This is a genomic window from Sphingobacterium cavernae, assembly GCF_008520265.1.
In the GTDB taxonomy this organism is placed as follows: Bacteria; Bacteroidota; Bacteroidia; order Sphingobacteriales; family Sphingobacteriaceae; genus Sphingobacterium; species Sphingobacterium cavernae.
Window position 1 is genome coordinate 42,032 of sequence record NZ_VIQM01000029.1, and the last position, 15,657, is coordinate 57,688.

The following is a 15,657-nucleotide window of genomic DNA, read 5'->3' on the forward strand; positions in this document are numbered from 1 at the left end:
ATAAAACTTAAACATGTTTCCCAGTATAGATTTTACACAAACATCATCTTATAAATACCTCGTAGATCACTACATCACCTTAAATGAAAAATCGCTAAAAGATTTATTTGCCGAAGATCCAGCTCGTTTTGAAAAATTCTCTATCCTATTCAATGATATTTTATTGGATTTTTCCAAAAACAGAATCAACGAACAAACTTTAGCATTATTAATTCAATTGGCTAAAGAATGCAAACTGGACGCGGCCATTAAAGCGATGTTTGATGGTGAAAAAATCAATGTAACGGAAGGTAGACAAGTGCTTCATACCGCGTTGCGTAATCAATCTGATCAGCCTGTGTTTGTTGACGGGGAAGATGTGATGCCTAGAGTGCGTGCAGTATTGGCTCATATGAAAGAATTTGTAAATCAGATTTTGTCGGGTGGGTGGAAAGGTTTCACGGGAAAAGAAATCACGGATGTAGTCAATATTGGAATTGGCGGTTCGGATTTAGGACCAGTAATGGTTACGGAAGCTCTAAAGCCATATAAAACGCGTTTAAATCTTCATTTTGTTTCCAACGTGGACGGTACGCACATCGCGGAAACGTTGAAAAATGTAAATCCTGAAACGACATTATTTCTAATTGCTTCAAAGACCTTTACTACGCAAGAAACAATGGCAAATGCTGAATCTGCTAAAGATTGGTTCTTGAAATCTGGGGCTTTGCAAGCGGACGTAGCAAAACATTTCGTGGCTTTGAGTACAAACGAAAAAGGTGTTTCTGCTTTTGGAATTGATACCAAAAATATGTTTGAGTTTTGGGATTGGGTAGGCGGTCGTTATTCTTTATGGTCAGCTATTGGTCTTTCTATTGCTTTAGGCATTGGATACGATAATTTTGAAGAATTATTAAAAGGTGCTTACGAAGCGGATGAACATTTCCGTACGACAGAGTTTGAAGCAAATATTCCAGTTATTTTAGCTTTATTAGGTATATGGTATAACAACTTCTTTGAAGCAGAAAGTCATGCAATTTTGCCCTATGATCAGTATCTACACCGCTTTTCAGCTTATTTCCAACAAGGCGATATGGAAAGTAATGGGAAGTACATTGATCGAAATGGAAATCGTGTTGACTATCAGACAGGTCCAATTATTTGGGGCGAACCTGGTACAAATGGACAGCATGCATTCTACCAATTGATTCACCAAGGTACTAAATTAATTCCTTGTGATTTTATAGCGCCTGCAAACTCACATAATCCAATTGGAAATCATCACCAAATGTTGCTTTCAAATTTCTTTGCTCAGACAGAGGCATTAATGAATGGTAAGACAGAGGATGAAGTCGTCGCGGAATTTGTTGAAGCAGGAAAATCGCAAGACGAAATTGAAAAGCTTAAAAATTATAAAGTGTTTGAAGGTAATCGTCCGACAAACTCTATTCTTTTGAAAGAAATTTCGCCAAGATCGTTAGGTTCTTTAATTGCTATTTACGAACACAAGATTTTTGTTCAGGGTATAATTTGGAATATTTACAGTTTCGACCAATGGGGGGTAGAATTAGGGAAGCAATTAGCTTCAAAGATCCTTCCAGAATTACGTGGTACTGAAGAAGTCGAATCACACGATAGCTCGACAAATGGGTTAATCAATCAATATAAAGCTTGGAGATAATGGCAAGCAAATGACTAAGAAGTAAAAAGAGTATTTGTTTACTTCTTAGTCTATATTGAGATTAATTCGCAGCTTTTTTTTATTCAATCAATTCAAAAGCTATAGCAAATCTAATAAGTTCAGTTCTAGATTTGCAGTTTATTTTTTTTATTAAATTCCTTCTATGTGTGGAAACTGTGTAATTAGAAATGAAGAGTTTCTCTGCAATTTCATTTGAGGATAATCCCTTTGCGAGTAATATCATAATTTGTTTTTCACGAGCAGTTAATAAAGAGAATCTTTTAAAGTTACTTCCGATATACCCCTCGAGATTTAATGTTTTATTAACTCGATTTATTAAACTGTTAAATCCAATAATCGGTGATGATAATACAATTAACTTTTTTTAGAATTGGTATTAAGATGATCTGATTGTGTTATTTTACATACAGTATAAAACCAAGCAGGTTCCTCTTCCCCATGTGCTTTTACCCGTTGAAAAAAGTTATAATGATTATCTAAATCTTCTTTAGTGATAAATTTCGTAATATCATTAAGATAATCTTGGATTTCTTCAATAAAAAAATATCGATTATAATATTCTGTGCCCAAATCATTTATTTCTTGGGGTGTTGTTTTTAGGTATTCGCATCCCCATTTATTCATGTAACTACATCTAACTATTTCATTATTTTCAATATCATGAATCATTAAAGATGCAGGTATTTTGTTTGCAATATCGAAGATTATTTTATCATTATTTTTAAAACATTCGCTAACATCATTTATGTATTGGTCAGTTTTTGTCATAATTGCTCATTTAATAAGTGGTTAATGTTTGGCTAAAGTGTGTTTTTAGAAAAACACATGTTAAATATATGTTTTTTATCTAACAAATAGAATGTTTTGATAATTAGGAATATAAATTAGTTTTAAAAACCATATTTTTAAATTAAATTATTTTTGATTATATGCTATATTTTTTTTGTTTTTGTTAGCTAATTTTATTTTTAACTTATTTGTACGTGCATTTAACGGCTTGCTAAGTGATTTTTATGGTTTAATAGTTGAAAATGTACCTATGATTTTACGTTAGGTTTTTAATTTAATTACCTAAATTCGAAATATACATATGAACTAACTACAATTTAACTAACTATGAAACAAAAATTCATTCGTCAGGGCAGATCTTTCGTTTGGTCAAGTGCAATCATTTTAAGTGTCTTATTCTATGAAAGTGCTTTTGCTCAAGGAAGAGGACAGCGATCTGCTCAAAATTTGGATCCTATTGTTGCCAAAATAGTAGAAGAGGTAAATAAGAATTCCCAATTGGAGGGATTAGCTTTTGAACTGCTCGATGTGGTAGGGCCGCGCTTGGTAGGTACTTCTGGTATGACTAATGCGAATAATTGGGCAGTGAAGAAGTTTGAAAGCTGGGGTATTTCTGCTAAAAATCAACAATTCGGTGAATGGGAAGGGTGGGAGCGTGGTATTTCACACGTTGATATGGTTTATCCACGAGTTAAAACCTTAGCTGGAACGCAATTGGCATGGAGCCCGAGTACCAAAGGCAAAACTATAGAAGGAGAGGTGATCGCACTGCCTGAGATCAAAGATTCAATCAGTTTTCAGAATTGGTTGCCCAATGTTAAGGGTAAATATGTTATGATTTCTATGCCGCAGCCAACAGGTCGACCGGATCACGATTGGGAAAAGTATGGTACGGTGGAATCTATTGCCAAAATGAATAAACATCGTGATTCTTTAAGTATCGCATGGGCAAATAAGATTAGAGCAACTGGTTATAATGTAAATTCTATTCCCGGAATTTTAGAAAATGCGGGTGCTATAGGCATACTTACAAGCAACTGGTCAAGAGAGTATGGTGCTAATAAAATTTTTGGAGCGCGCTCTAAAAAAGTTCCAACCCTAGATATTTCGCTGGAGGATTATGGCATTTTAAACCGCTTGGCGAACAATGGTATTAAACCAAAGATTGCAGTCAATACAGCTTCTAAGTCGTTAGGTCCAGTTCCTTCTTTTAATACATTAGCAGAAATTAAGGGTTCGGAAAAACCAAATGAATATATTATTCTGTCTGCGCATTTGGACTCTTGGGAAGGTGGATCAGGCGCTACGGATAATGGTACAGGTACAATTGCGATGATGGAGGCAGCGCGTGTGTTAAAGAAAATATTACCTCATCCAAAACGTACCATATTAATAGGTCTCTGGGGATCTGAGGAGCAAGGATTGAATGGATCTCGCTCCTTTGTGTTGGATAATCCAGAAATTGTAGAAAAAACACAGGCTGTATTTAATTTGGATAATGGTACAGGGCGCGTGGAGCGCATTAACGGCTCGGGCTTTGTACATGCTTACGATTATGTTGGAAGATGGTTGAGTGCCGTTCCAGAAGAAATTACAAAAGATATTAAAACAGAATTTCCTGGTTCACCAGGTGGCGGTGGTTCCGATCACGCTTCTTTCGTAGCTGCCGGTATACCAGCATTTATGTTAAGCTCTTTGTCTTGGGGGTATTTCAATAATACTTGGCATACCAATCTGGATACCTATGATAAACTTGTATTTGATGATTTGAAATGGAATGTAATACTTACAGCAATTATGACTTATAAAGCATCTGAGGAGCCGGAATTGGTAAACAGGGAACAACGCGTATTACCCCTGGGTAGAGATGGCAAGCCACAATCTTGGCCTGCAATCAGACAGCCGCGCAGGACAGGAGTGGGGTACTAATAAATTATAAATGGGTAGCAAATCAATGCTACCCATTTATAATATTCAAAAATTCACATAAAGATAGTCTTTCTTTTATTTGTGAATAGTGGTTTCATATAGCTTTTTACCTTCATGATTGATGATTTTAGCTGATAAACATTTATCATCTACAGAAAAATACATGAATCCATAATCCGCTGCTGCAAATCTGCTTATTTTAAGGTCTGACTTAACAGGTGTAACCTCTGATCCTGATCCTGAAATAAACTGATGAAAATGCATCTGTTCAACTTTAATATGTTGTAGGGAATGATCATGCCCAGATAAATACGCATCTACTTTATTCTTATGCAGGATAGCTTCTAAAACTTTCCTTACAGCTAGTGTGTCATAATTATTAGTTCGAGGACCAACCGTATAAATCGGATGATGACCAACAACAATTTTCCACTTAACTTCTTGGTCTTGCGATGCCAGAAGCTTATCTAGCCATTCTAGTTGCTTCTCTGCTTGTTGACCGGCAACATGCGGTCCGTATTCACTGTTTTTATAAAACTCAGGTATTAAGGGATTAGTGTCAATAAATGCTATTAAAACTTTCCCTTTTTCCTTGAGATTGAATACTTTGCTATAGTAGCGGGCTGGCATTTTCCAGCGCCTACTAATTTTAGTGTAGCGTACCTGCGCATCCGGATCAGATTTGTAATCATGATTTCCTAAGATAGGATACCAGTCCCACTGCAAAGCAAAATCAGTATAAATATTTTCGAAAGAATAATGCCATAAGGGATCATGTTCACTAATGACTCCACTGGGATAAAAATTATCTCCCGTAGATATTATGAAATCATTTGGATTATTAGTTACCCAGTTACCCATTTGCTTTGCAACCTGGAGTTGATGGTCAGCACCATTGCGCCCCCAATCGCCTATTGCTACAAAATTCAATAAGCCTTCGTTCGTTAAATTCGATCGTCCATCGATATCCTCACTATCAATATTTGTGATGGTATTTGGTGATGCTATCTTTCCAAGCGAAGAACTTGCAATACTGGTTCCTATTGCGCTAGCAAATGTGTTCTTTAAAAATTGTCGTCTCCTCATATTCTAATTGACGTATCCCGGATTTTGTTTCCAAATATTGTTTAGGTTGAGAACTGTAGTGGGAACAGGAAATATTCGTCTGAATTTTTCTGTATAGCTTGCGGCATATAAATCCCTGAAGCCCCATTTATCCTCAAATTTTCCATAGCGAATAAGATCATTGCGTCTCCAGGATTCATCTGCAAATTCTCTGGCGCGTTCATCCAATACATCTTGTAATGTAGGGGAGGCTGTTAACAGGGGGGCTTTAACATATGCGCGTATTTGATTGACTAAGCTCATTGGTGTTTCGCCATTTGTCGCAGATGCCCCACGTAAAATGGCTTCAGCTTTCATTAGTAAAATGTCTGCATATCTAAAAATTGGCACGTCATTACTTTGATTACGTTGATGAGCAGAAGTTACATTTACATCCATGTAAAATTTAATAGATCTATATCCCATAGATCGACCTTTTTGATCATTCCCAACATTAAGCGTAGCCGCTCCATCCGGACGAAGAATAATGTCTCTAGTTATGTCCAATTGCCATTCAAACTGTGTGTCGGCATCTGCGCCCACGTAATCTTGGTCTATACCCTTTTTGGAAGTTCGAATTAAAAATGGTCTAGTTCTGTCTTCTTGATAGTTGCTCCAATAGTATTGCTTTCCGCCAATATATGACGCGTTACGTTCGTCTCCAGCTAAATTAAATTTATCTAAATAAGTGGGTAATACACGAAAAGTTCCTCCCACACTTTGTGGTAGATTTGCAAATTGATTTTGGGCACTACGGTGTATCCAAAAGCGTGAGAATGTCATCCCTTGTTGACTTTCTTTATCGTAGGGCATTACAAAAATAAAATCTTTGATTTGAGGGCCATTATCGGGACGAAATTTTTCTAAGAATTTATGACTAGTGAGGTTAAATTGATTGGAGGCAATGATATTGTCGCACATTTTTACTACTTCTTGCAGCTTTTCGTTCGATGCGTTTGGTGTATAATCTTCTACATTTTGTGCAGTATACACCGACCAATTTAAATACAGCTTAGCGAGTAATGCCTCAGCCATGTATTTGGTTACTTTTCCGTATGTACTAGAGTTTACAGTAGTTGGTAATTTATCTTTTATTTCCAGTAATTCCGACTCAATGAATCGGCATACTTCAGGTCTTGGAGATCTATCTGGTTGAACCTCGACTCTACCTTTTAGTATAGGAGCAGCTCCAAAATTATCCATTAAAATAAAATGGTAGAATGCACGCATAGCACGAATTGGGGCTGCAATATCCGCTTCATCATTATTAATAATGGTTAATACATTATTGCTATTTACTATCCCAACGATGGCTGAATTCCACATATTGGTTAACATGCCATTATCTGCATTCCAGTTGTGGACATGAAATTGTCTATATTGCCCTCCGTCATACCAATCTGAACCCATAGAAACACTTACTGCTTCGTCAGCTGACAAGGTTTGTACCATCCAATGATCTCTTCCCATTGCTCCGCGATACGCTGTATACACGTCTGCGGATATTGCTTCTGCGGCGCGTTCATTGTCCGGAAATTCTGTAAATTGTGATTTGATATCAACATCTAAGTCTGTACAGCCCCATAATGAAAAAGATAAAGCTGTGAAAAAGAATGGTTTGATTATATGTCTCATTTTTTAGTGTCCAATTAAATTAAAAATTAAAATTTGCTCCAAACATAAAGGTGCGTGTACGTGGGTAGGTTTGTCTATTATCAATACCTGGTTCAAGGCCACCTAAATTTACTTCTGGATCTAACCCTTTGTACTTCGTAAATACATAAGGATTATTTACTGTCGCTGCCAGACGAATATTCTTAATTTGGTTTCCAATATTTTTGATTGTGTAGCCAACAGAAAGGGTTGCGATGCGCAAATAATCACCCGATTCTAGATAGCGGTCTGACAAATAATGTGCGTTAATATCTGTAGGCTTTTGGGTATCCACTACCTCAGCTAAGACGTTTTTATTTCCTGCGTTTCCAACGACGTTAGAGTGTCTAGCTCGTGTACCATTCATAATCTTTCCTCCAAATACACCTTGGAATAGCATAGTTGCACTCCATTGCTTGTATGCTAGAGAGTTGTTCCAGCCCAACGTGAATTTCGGGAGTGCTGTGCCTGTAAAGGCCCTATCTTTAAGTTCCGGAGTAATGGTTGTTTCTCCTGTTCGCTCGCCCATATCTTCATCTCTCACATAAAATGTAGATACACCATCCTCATTATAACCTGCCCACTCCCAAGTATAAAACTGACCAATTGCATGTCCTTCCATTAAACGTTGTTGATTTGCATTCGAATGTCCAGCGCCGTCCAAATAGGCTAATTCAATAAATTGGGAAGAGAATCTTTCATTAGAAATTGATTTGACTATATTTTTGTTTTGGGATAGATTAATTCCGGAATTCCACGTGAAAAATTCTGTTTTAGCAGGAACCGTATTAAGACTAAATTCAAAACCTGTATTATTTATTTTTCCAATATTGGCTGTGAGGTATCCTGAAGGGTATATTACCGGAGATACTGCAAAGCTATATATTAAATCACTTGTATTCTTATCATACCACTCGAGAGATCCGCTTAAGCGATTATTAAATAGTGAGAAGTCTACCCCAATATTTAACATATCTGTTCGTTCCCATTTTAGATTTGGATTGGAATCTCTTAATGCTTTGAGGGTCCGTACTATTTGACCCAAACTGTTTTCAAAATCTGTTACAGATGCGCCATATACTGATCTTGCGGTAAACACATCAAAGCCTAAGGAGTTACCACTGGATCCATAGCCAGTTCTTAGTTTTAGTTCATTAATAACATTGCTGTCTTTCAAAAAGTCTTCTTCCGAAATTTTCCATGCTGCGGATATTGAAGGAAATGTGCCCCAACGATTGTTTAGACCAAAGGCTGATGAGCCATCTCGGCGTAAAGTCCCTTGCAAGATATACTTGTTGTCAAATATGTAATTCAGTCTAGAGTATAAAGAAATCATACGTAATGTCGATAGGTAATAGCCTCCAAATCCATTACGATTAATTACATTAGCCATTCCGGGATTATAATAGGTAAGATCATCACCATAGAAATCAGATACAGAAAGTTGTATTCCATCATTGTTATCTGCTTCTTCCCACGAGTAGCCTAATAATGCGCTAATTTTATGCATGCTAAATGTTTTGTCATAGGCTAAGTTTGTTTCAAGAACTTTACGCTGATCTTCAACAGCTGCTCTAGTAGCCCTACCATTCATATTACGAGCTATCATTGATAGCGAGCTGTTGTATTCATTGAAGTTATATTGTTTGTTTTGCAAAGACAGGTCTAAATTGTATTTCATACCATCAAAAATTTGATAACCTAACTTGGCATGACCTTGAATTAACTTTGTCTTTGATAAAATAATATTTTCTTCAATTAATGAGACTGGGTTGGCATATTGTGATCTGGGTGTATTTTCAAACCAAGTTCCATCATCATTTTTAAGAGGCGAATACGGAAGATAATAATACATCGCGTCAAATACGCTTAATCCTTGTCCCAGCGCCGGTACGTTATTCTGCTTTGTTAGGCTGACATTTACATTGAATGAAAGATCTAATTTATCGTTCATGGCCTTTGATTGAAGGTATCCACGTCCTATCTGGCGACCAAGGTCTGTGCCTTTTATTACTCCTTGATTATTGAATGTGTTGATGCTAGCGCTATATTTGGTTTTCTCGTTACCTCCCAAAATCGAAACATTATGATTATGCGAGATTCCTGTTCGACTAACTTCTTTTTGCCAATCTGTATCGGCTCCTGTATCATCTACAGGTTCCATGGAGAAGCCGTTGTCGTTTATATAAGATCTATATTGCTGCGCATTCATCATTTCTAAACGTTTAGCGATCTTATCAACAGCAAAATAGCTATCATAATTTATAGCAGATTGGCCTGTTTTACCTTTTTTAGTTGTTACAATTATAACACCATTTGCTGCTTTGGAACCGTATATTGCTGTTGCGGAAGCATCACGCAGAACATCTATGCTCTCAATATCTTGTGGAGAAACCAGAGCCAAAGACGCGCCAGGTACACCGTCAATTACATAATAAGGCTCTGTTGCCTCACCAGATCTTAGGCTGGATGAGCCACGTAAGGTCACAGATGGGGTCGCGTTTGGATTGCTATTATTATTGGAGATTACTAATCCAGGGACTTTTCCTTGCAGGAGTTGACCCACATTACTAAATACTCCAGTGTTTAGATCTTCGGATTTTATTGATGTGATGGATCCTGTAAGATCTTTTTTGCTAGTCATCCCATATCCGATGTAGACTTCATCAATGTTTTGATTGCTTGTTTTCATCCTGACACTCAACGCAATTTGTTGCCCATTTCTAATAGTATATCCAGACAACGTATCGTTTTGATAGCCTACACTACTGAATATAAATTGATAAGGCCCGCCTTCAGGTAAATTTTTGAATGTAAATAATCCGCTATTTGACGAACTGGTGTTAAATGAATTACCGGTGATAGTATGTAGTGCCTTAATACTTACCCCAGAGAGAAGTTGTCCATTTTCATCCTGTGTAGCTCCTTTAACTTGTTCCTGTTGCGCATAAAGAGGTTTGGTGCCCAATAATGTGATAATGAGCAGTGCCATCTTTGGCAATGTGTTTAATTGGTTTTTAAGCATGTTTAGATCCTTAATTTTTGGTTTCTTTTTGTGATTTTTCATTTTTGTCGATGTAATAGATGCCATCTTCACTTTTACGCCATTCCAGGCTGTTAATCAGACAAATTATTTGCAATGCATCTTCTAGATTTTCTGTACTTGAATTTACAGTTCCGGTAAAAGTTATATGTTCAAGTGATTTATCTTCAATAATAATTTCTGTTTTATAAAGACTACTTAATAAGTTGACAACTTCAGGAAGAGGCATTTTCTCCATTTTTACAATTGGAGCCTGGACTTCATTCGGTACCTTTTCGATAGGTTTACTTTTGTTTAATTGAGAAGGAATTATATGGTTTAACTGCTGAGTTGCATTGTTAAGTATAAGTTTTTCACCTCTATTGCTTAGGTATATTTCATCAAATTTTGATTCTACATTAGCAGACTTAATAACGATTTTTCCGCTATGTAAAGTCACTGTAGTATTACGTTTCTTTTTATAAGCATCAATTGTGAAGGACGTACCTAGTGCGGTAGTCTTAGTATGATCACTCCATACGCTAAATGGTTTATTCGAATCTTCAGTTACTTTAAAATAAGCCTTGCCAATTAAGTGTATGTCTCTATTAGTCGCTGTGAAATTTTGTGGATAGCTAACCTGAGATGAAGGATATAATTTGACTTTTGATGAGTCTGGTAATGTTATCCATTTTATTTTTTTGTCTGTATTGACTTCAGTTAACCAAATATCTTGCTGTGGTACTGGTAGGTTGGTATTTGAAAGGGTTTCAATATTTATTTCCGCTTGCTTGTCTAACTGATGTTGATAGAATATCCAAGAAAAACAAATAATAAGGCACGCGGCTGCACTGTATTTGATAATGCTATATATTTTATATTTTTTATCTCGTCTGTCAAATTCTTCAATGGTATCTTTTACGATTTGTGACTTGACAGCTTTGTATATTTTATCCGATGGGATATGCGCATTATTTTCAGATTTATAGTTCTCCCATGACTCATTACCAAGCAAATGGTCAACTATTTTTTCCCGATTACGCCATACCGATTTTTTTAATTCGTTATTAGTTATCTTTTTCTTGTCCTTCATAAACATATTACGTTTGTCAAGGACTTGACCCTAGCTTGATATTAATTTTTTAACATTAGAATTATCGGATTCTATACAAGTAAAGCCTAAGGGGTTGGTTTTGCGCTTGTTATGGATTGGCTGTAGATGTTGATATTATTATATTCACATTTCATATAGTGGACAATAATAATTAGGCCTGAATAATTAAATTTTAGCTATAACATTATAGAATATAGATGCTGCTTGAGTTGTACTAAAGCTTTGGTAATATGTTGTTCAACGGATTTGGTGGATATATTCAATGACTGTGCAATTTCTTTGTGCGTTAAGCCTTGTTTTCTACTCAATTCGAAGACTAGACGTCTCACCGGTGGCATTTTTGCTATATCTTTTTCTATAATGCAAATAAGATCTTTACTTTCTAGCGCCTTTATTAAGTTATCTGTAAACGGTGTCACTGCTGCTTCACCTTCGTATTTAAATCGATTTGCTTCTTTGCGAAGTTCATCAATCATAACTTGTCTGGCCATACCAAATAGCTGCACATTTATTGGTAATGATGGATTTAATTTGGCTCTATTTTTCCAGACCTTAATAAATGTTAGCTGAGTTACTTCTTCTGCTATAAATTCGGATTTAGTACGTTGAACTATAAAGCCGTAAATTTCTCGATGAAAATTCTCATAGACCTGCGAAAAAGCTTGGTCGTTATCTTCTTGTATAGACGCAATTAGATTCATTTCAAGGCGAAATTAGCTAGTCATGGTTAATTAAAAGTTCATTGTATATTAACAAAACATCATTTTTGAAAATGATTAATTAAGAAAGTAGCATTTATAGGAATTACTTATTACGTAATTCTACATGTTTAAATTTCTTACTCCGTCAATTTTTTAGTGATAAAATTAATTAATGTCGTTTGTATATTGGTTCTGTCATCAAATCCTAACTGAAAAGGCATTTGATCTTTGGTAAAGATATGAATTTATTAATCAAGACAAAAATTCAGTCCTAAAATCATACTTATAAGAGGCATATTAACATATTCTAAGAACGATTTGGACGGCAACTTTATACTAATCCACTGATTTAGAGTTATGTTATTTTGACAGTTTTAATAGAAACCAAACAACAACTCAAATAAGACTTTGGCAACAAAGCACAAGTCTGTGAAGCCCGAAGCCCATTTGTCTTTAGCAAATGGGTAGTTCACATTAGTTGCGAAGCCTAACATTTTGTGTTGTGCTTTAGATTTTCAATAAGGATATTTTGCCAAAACTACTTGGAAAGTTCAGCAAAATATCATTAGTTATGATTTAATATTAGGTTTTCTAAATATTAATTCAATCATGTCGAAAAGGGCTTTCTTAATTTCCTCTTGTCCTTTTTTACTATTAATATCAATTTCACAAAATTCTCCACCAGTTGTTTTTGCATGCAATGTTAAATAGTATACACCAGATAGAAGAATAGCGTAACATGCCCGAAGATTAATAGGGCTATCTTTAAAATATTCATCGGTTTGTGCAAACATTTCTTTGCCTAAAAGCTCTCTTTCAAAACTCAACCTTTTTAAATGTTCACTTTGTTCCGATATTTCCCATGTTAAAATTTTTCTCGCTTCCTCTAGATTATAAAGATTGTCAAAAAGGTGTATCAAAAATTCTGATGCTAAATGTTTTCCATGGTCTTTGAATGATAAATCAATGTTATCAAAAGTTCCTTCACTTAGTTGCGCCCAAAAATCTCTTTTACGGAAGTATTGCGCCAAGAGTTCATCCAAACCTCCGAAATAGCGGTAGATAAGTTTTTTATCTACCATAGCTTTTCTAGCGATATTGTTGATTCTTAACTTCGAATATCCATCTGTAATAATAATCTCTCCCACAGCCTCAATTAGCTTTTCCATTGTTCGTTCTTTATTACGAATCTCTCCGTCGACAATTTTTCGCATAATGTTTTTTTTAAACTAATTGTGCTAACGCCGCTAATGTATAATCCATTTGATCTTTGGTGTGGACTGCGGATAAACTCATGCGTATACGTGAATCTCCTCTGGATACAGCTGGATATAAGATAGGATTTGTATAAATTCCTCTTTTCATTAGCTCTTTACTTACATATAGTGTTTTAACATCATCTCCAATTTTAATAGGAAAAATAGCTGATTCTCTAACGCCCAAATCAACATTGATTTTTTTAAGACCATTATTAAAATATATGATGTTGTCTTGAAGTTGTCTAAGCCATTGTGGCTCATCATCAATTAAGTCAATAGCTTTAATAATACCTAGAGTGGAGGCCCCGGCAGTAGCAGAAAAAATCTGTTGTTTGGATTGAAACTTGATAAATTTCGCATTTTTTGCATTACAGATTACAAATCCGCCGATATTTCCAAAAGACTTACTAAAGGTTCCTGTTATAAAATCTACATCTTTTATTATGTTATCTCGCTCTAATACACCTCTTCCTGTTTTTCCAGTTACACCAATTCCATGGGCATCATCGACCATAAGATATGCTCCATATTTTCGGCATAATGTTAATATTTCTTTAAGTGGAGCCGTGTCTCCATCTTGAGAATATATGCCATCAACAACAACCAATTTAGATCTAAATTTATCCTGATATTGTTTGAGAATTCTTTCTAAAGCATCGATATTATTATGGGGAAACGTTTTTTTGTTTGTGAGTATACATCCTTCATGCACAGAGGTATGTACTCCACTATCTAAAATGGCTACATCTTCTTTTTGTAACAATGCTAAGAGTGTAGCACTATTTGCTGTATAACCTGTAGTGAATATAATTGAAGAATCGCTAGGGTACCCAAAAAAAGCAGCAATCTTTTCTTCAAGGAGCTGATGGTAATCGAAGAATCCACCTATTAATGGAGATGCTCCAGCGCCTGTTCCATATTTAGATATTCCTTCGATGGCCGCTTGTTTTACTTCTGGATGTTGTGTAAAGCCTAAATAGTCATTGGACACATAGCTAATAAACTCATCTCCAAAATCACTTTTTAGTTTAATTTTTGAATTGCATCCACTTGTGGCAACTACCCTATAGGTTTGCTGATCATCATATCTAACATGTGAGAGGTAATCAGAAAAAATTTCTGATCTACCATTGATGTCTAGCTCCGTAATATTTTCAAAGTCTTTGAAAGTTTTGTTGTGAAAATCCATAATTAGAAATAATATGTCACCACTTTTTTAAAAAATGTATTTTAATTTAGCACCATATTTAAGAATGATTATTTGGTAGATTGGTTGATCTAAGATTAAGCTCTAAAATAAAGGAAATTTTTAAATAAATGGGAATAAAAAAAAGTTATTTTATGGTTTTGATGGTGCGTGAAACCATAAAATAAACCCATGTAATGATAATGTGTAGTTAAGAATTGGTGTAACTAAATAATATATTTTTAGTTATTAATAGAAAAGTCAGCGGCGAGTGTTAGGTGTGTAATTATTTATATTTTATCCTTCAATCCATTTTATTACGAGGTAATGAGTTTGCGATTGAAAAGTGAATAATAAATCTTTTGAAATATGATTAAGCTGCCAATAAATACTAATAGCGATAAAGAATTTAAGCAAGCTATTGCATGGTTTGAAAATGCTTTTGATGTTAAACCAGTTAATGAAGATAGAATTTATACGTATTTTTCATTGGGTGGATATGAAATAGCGTTATATAAAGAGCATAATAATTCTTTAGAAAAGAGGCGAAAAAATATGGTTTATGTTGGTGTAAATGATATCGCATCAATTTTTAATCGTTTGATATCGATGGGCGCAAATATAATTCAAAAACCTTTTATATTAGGTGGGCAAGTAATGATCGCTCGTGTTAAAATTCCATTTGGACATATTTTATGTTTAGTTGATGATCCATCTTATAAATTAACAGATTATATTTCTGTTAAGGATACTTAAAAAACTAATACGCATTGACAGATTTTTAAGTTAATAAGAATTCTCTACAATCAACAATTGGTAATATTGTTTTTATGTGATACCAGGACACCCTATCCTGGTATTCACTTTTTAATCATAATTTAGTTTTTTAATAGTTATATAATTTTTTTTGATTTAAGGTTTAGACCGGGCGTTACGCTTATTTTCTTGTAGGCTTTTTAATTTTAAAAAGTTGATTGTTTATTCTTTCAGTTAATTCTGGTGATTTTAATGGATCAAGCAAAAAAGTTGGGGGCTTGAGATAAAATATTAGTTTTGCTGTTTTATTGATTAGGACATTGGAACAGGAACTTTTTATCATACTACCCAACTACTGGACAACTGCATAAATGTTTAAATTAGCAGTTGAGAATGAAAAAAGAACGCAGGAAATTCAGTGCAAGCTTTAAGGCTAAGGTAGCCATAGAAGCCATCAAAGAGC

The 15,657-nt window shown here is 35.1% G+C and carries 12 protein-coding genes; 3 read left to right on the forward strand and 9 right to left on the reverse strand.

The window, feature by feature from the left end; translation table 11 throughout:
- The first annotated feature begins 13 nt into the window (after positions 1 to 13).
- Complete coding sequence (gene pgi / locus FLS47_RS05905; RefSeq protein ID WP_149913458.1) at positions 14 to 1,660, forward strand: glucose-6-phosphate isomerase; 1,647 nt, start codon at positions 14 to 16, stop codon at positions 1,658 to 1,660.
- A 79-nt stretch (positions 1,661 to 1,739) separates the two neighbouring features.
- On the opposite strand, the gene FLS47_RS18960 is transcribed toward pgi, so the two are convergent.
- A complete protein-coding gene (locus tag FLS47_RS18960) occupies positions 1,740 to 2,036 on the reverse strand; it encodes a response regulator transcription factor (RefSeq protein ID WP_394349516.1) in 297 nt (98 codons plus the stop codon).
- The gene (locus FLS47_RS05915) at positions 2,036 to 2,449 is read right to left on the reverse strand and encodes a hypothetical protein (RefSeq protein WP_149913460.1); all 414 of its coding nucleotides are present in this window, start codon (positions 2,447 to 2,449) and stop codon (positions 2,036 to 2,038) included. Before FLS47_RS05915 ends, FLS47_RS18960 begins: the two co-directional genes overlap by 1 nt.
- A gap of 348 nt (positions 2,450 to 2,797) precedes the next feature.
- On the opposite strand from FLS47_RS05915, the gene FLS47_RS05920 reads away from it, so the two are divergent.
- Positions 2,798 to 4,399 carry a M20/M25/M40 family metallo-hydrolase gene (locus FLS47_RS05920; protein ID WP_149913461.1) on the forward strand — a complete coding sequence of 534 codons (1,602 nt, stop codon included), beginning with the start codon at positions 2,798 to 2,800 and terminating at the stop codon, positions 4,397 to 4,399.
- A 75-nt stretch (positions 4,400 to 4,474) separates the two neighbouring features.
- Here the strand turns inward: FLS47_RS05920 and FLS47_RS05925 are convergent, their stop codons facing one another.
- The 7 genes from FLS47_RS05925 to FLS47_RS05955 all read right to left on the reverse strand — a co-directional run bounded on the left by FLS47_RS05925 (position 4,475) and on the right by FLS47_RS05955 (position 14,441).
- Complete coding sequence (locus tag FLS47_RS05925; RefSeq protein WP_149913462.1) at positions 4,475 to 5,485, reverse strand: metallophosphoesterase; 1,011 nt, start codon at positions 5,483 to 5,485, stop codon at positions 4,475 to 4,477.
- A gap of 3 nt (positions 5,486 to 5,488) precedes the next feature.
- A complete protein-coding gene (locus tag FLS47_RS05930; protein WP_149913463.1) occupies positions 5,489 to 7,138 on the reverse strand; it encodes a RagB/SusD family nutrient uptake outer membrane protein in 1,650 nt (549 codons plus the stop codon).
- A 19-nt stretch (positions 7,139 to 7,157) separates the two neighbouring features.
- Entirely contained in the window at positions 7,158 to 10,223 is a 3,066-nt protein-coding gene (locus FLS47_RS05935) for a SusC/RagA family TonB-linked outer membrane protein (protein ID WP_223225149.1), read from the reverse strand.
- Positions 10,192 to 11,271, reverse strand: coding sequence for a FecR family protein (locus FLS47_RS05940; RefSeq protein ID WP_188347371.1), 1,080 nt, complete (start codon positions 11,269 to 11,271; stop codon positions 10,192 to 10,194). Before FLS47_RS05940 ends, FLS47_RS05935 begins: the two co-directional genes overlap by 32 nt.
- 197 nt (positions 11,272 to 11,468) lie before the next feature.
- Entirely contained in the window at positions 11,469 to 11,993 is a 525-nt protein-coding gene (locus tag FLS47_RS05945) for an RNA polymerase sigma factor (protein WP_149913465.1), read from the reverse strand.
- Positions 11,994 to 12,562: 569 nt separating this feature from the next.
- The gene (locus tag FLS47_RS05950) at positions 12,563 to 13,162 is read right to left on the reverse strand and encodes a TetR/AcrR family transcriptional regulator (protein WP_188347372.1); all 600 of its coding nucleotides are present in this window, start codon (positions 13,160 to 13,162) and stop codon (positions 12,563 to 12,565) included.
- Positions 13,163 to 13,217: 55 nt separating this feature from the next.
- Complete coding sequence (locus FLS47_RS05955) at positions 13,218 to 14,441, reverse strand: aminotransferase class I/II-fold pyridoxal phosphate-dependent enzyme (RefSeq protein ID WP_149913467.1); 1,224 nt, start codon at positions 14,439 to 14,441, stop codon at positions 13,218 to 13,220.
- A 366-nt stretch (positions 14,442 to 14,807) separates the two neighbouring features.
- Here FLS47_RS05955 and FLS47_RS05960 point away from each other — a divergent pair, with 366 nt between their 5' ends.
- Complete coding sequence (locus tag FLS47_RS05960; RefSeq protein WP_149913468.1) at positions 14,808 to 15,194, forward strand: VOC family protein; 387 nt, start codon at positions 14,808 to 14,810, stop codon at positions 15,192 to 15,194.
- Positions 15,195 to 15,657: the final 463 nt, after the last annotated feature.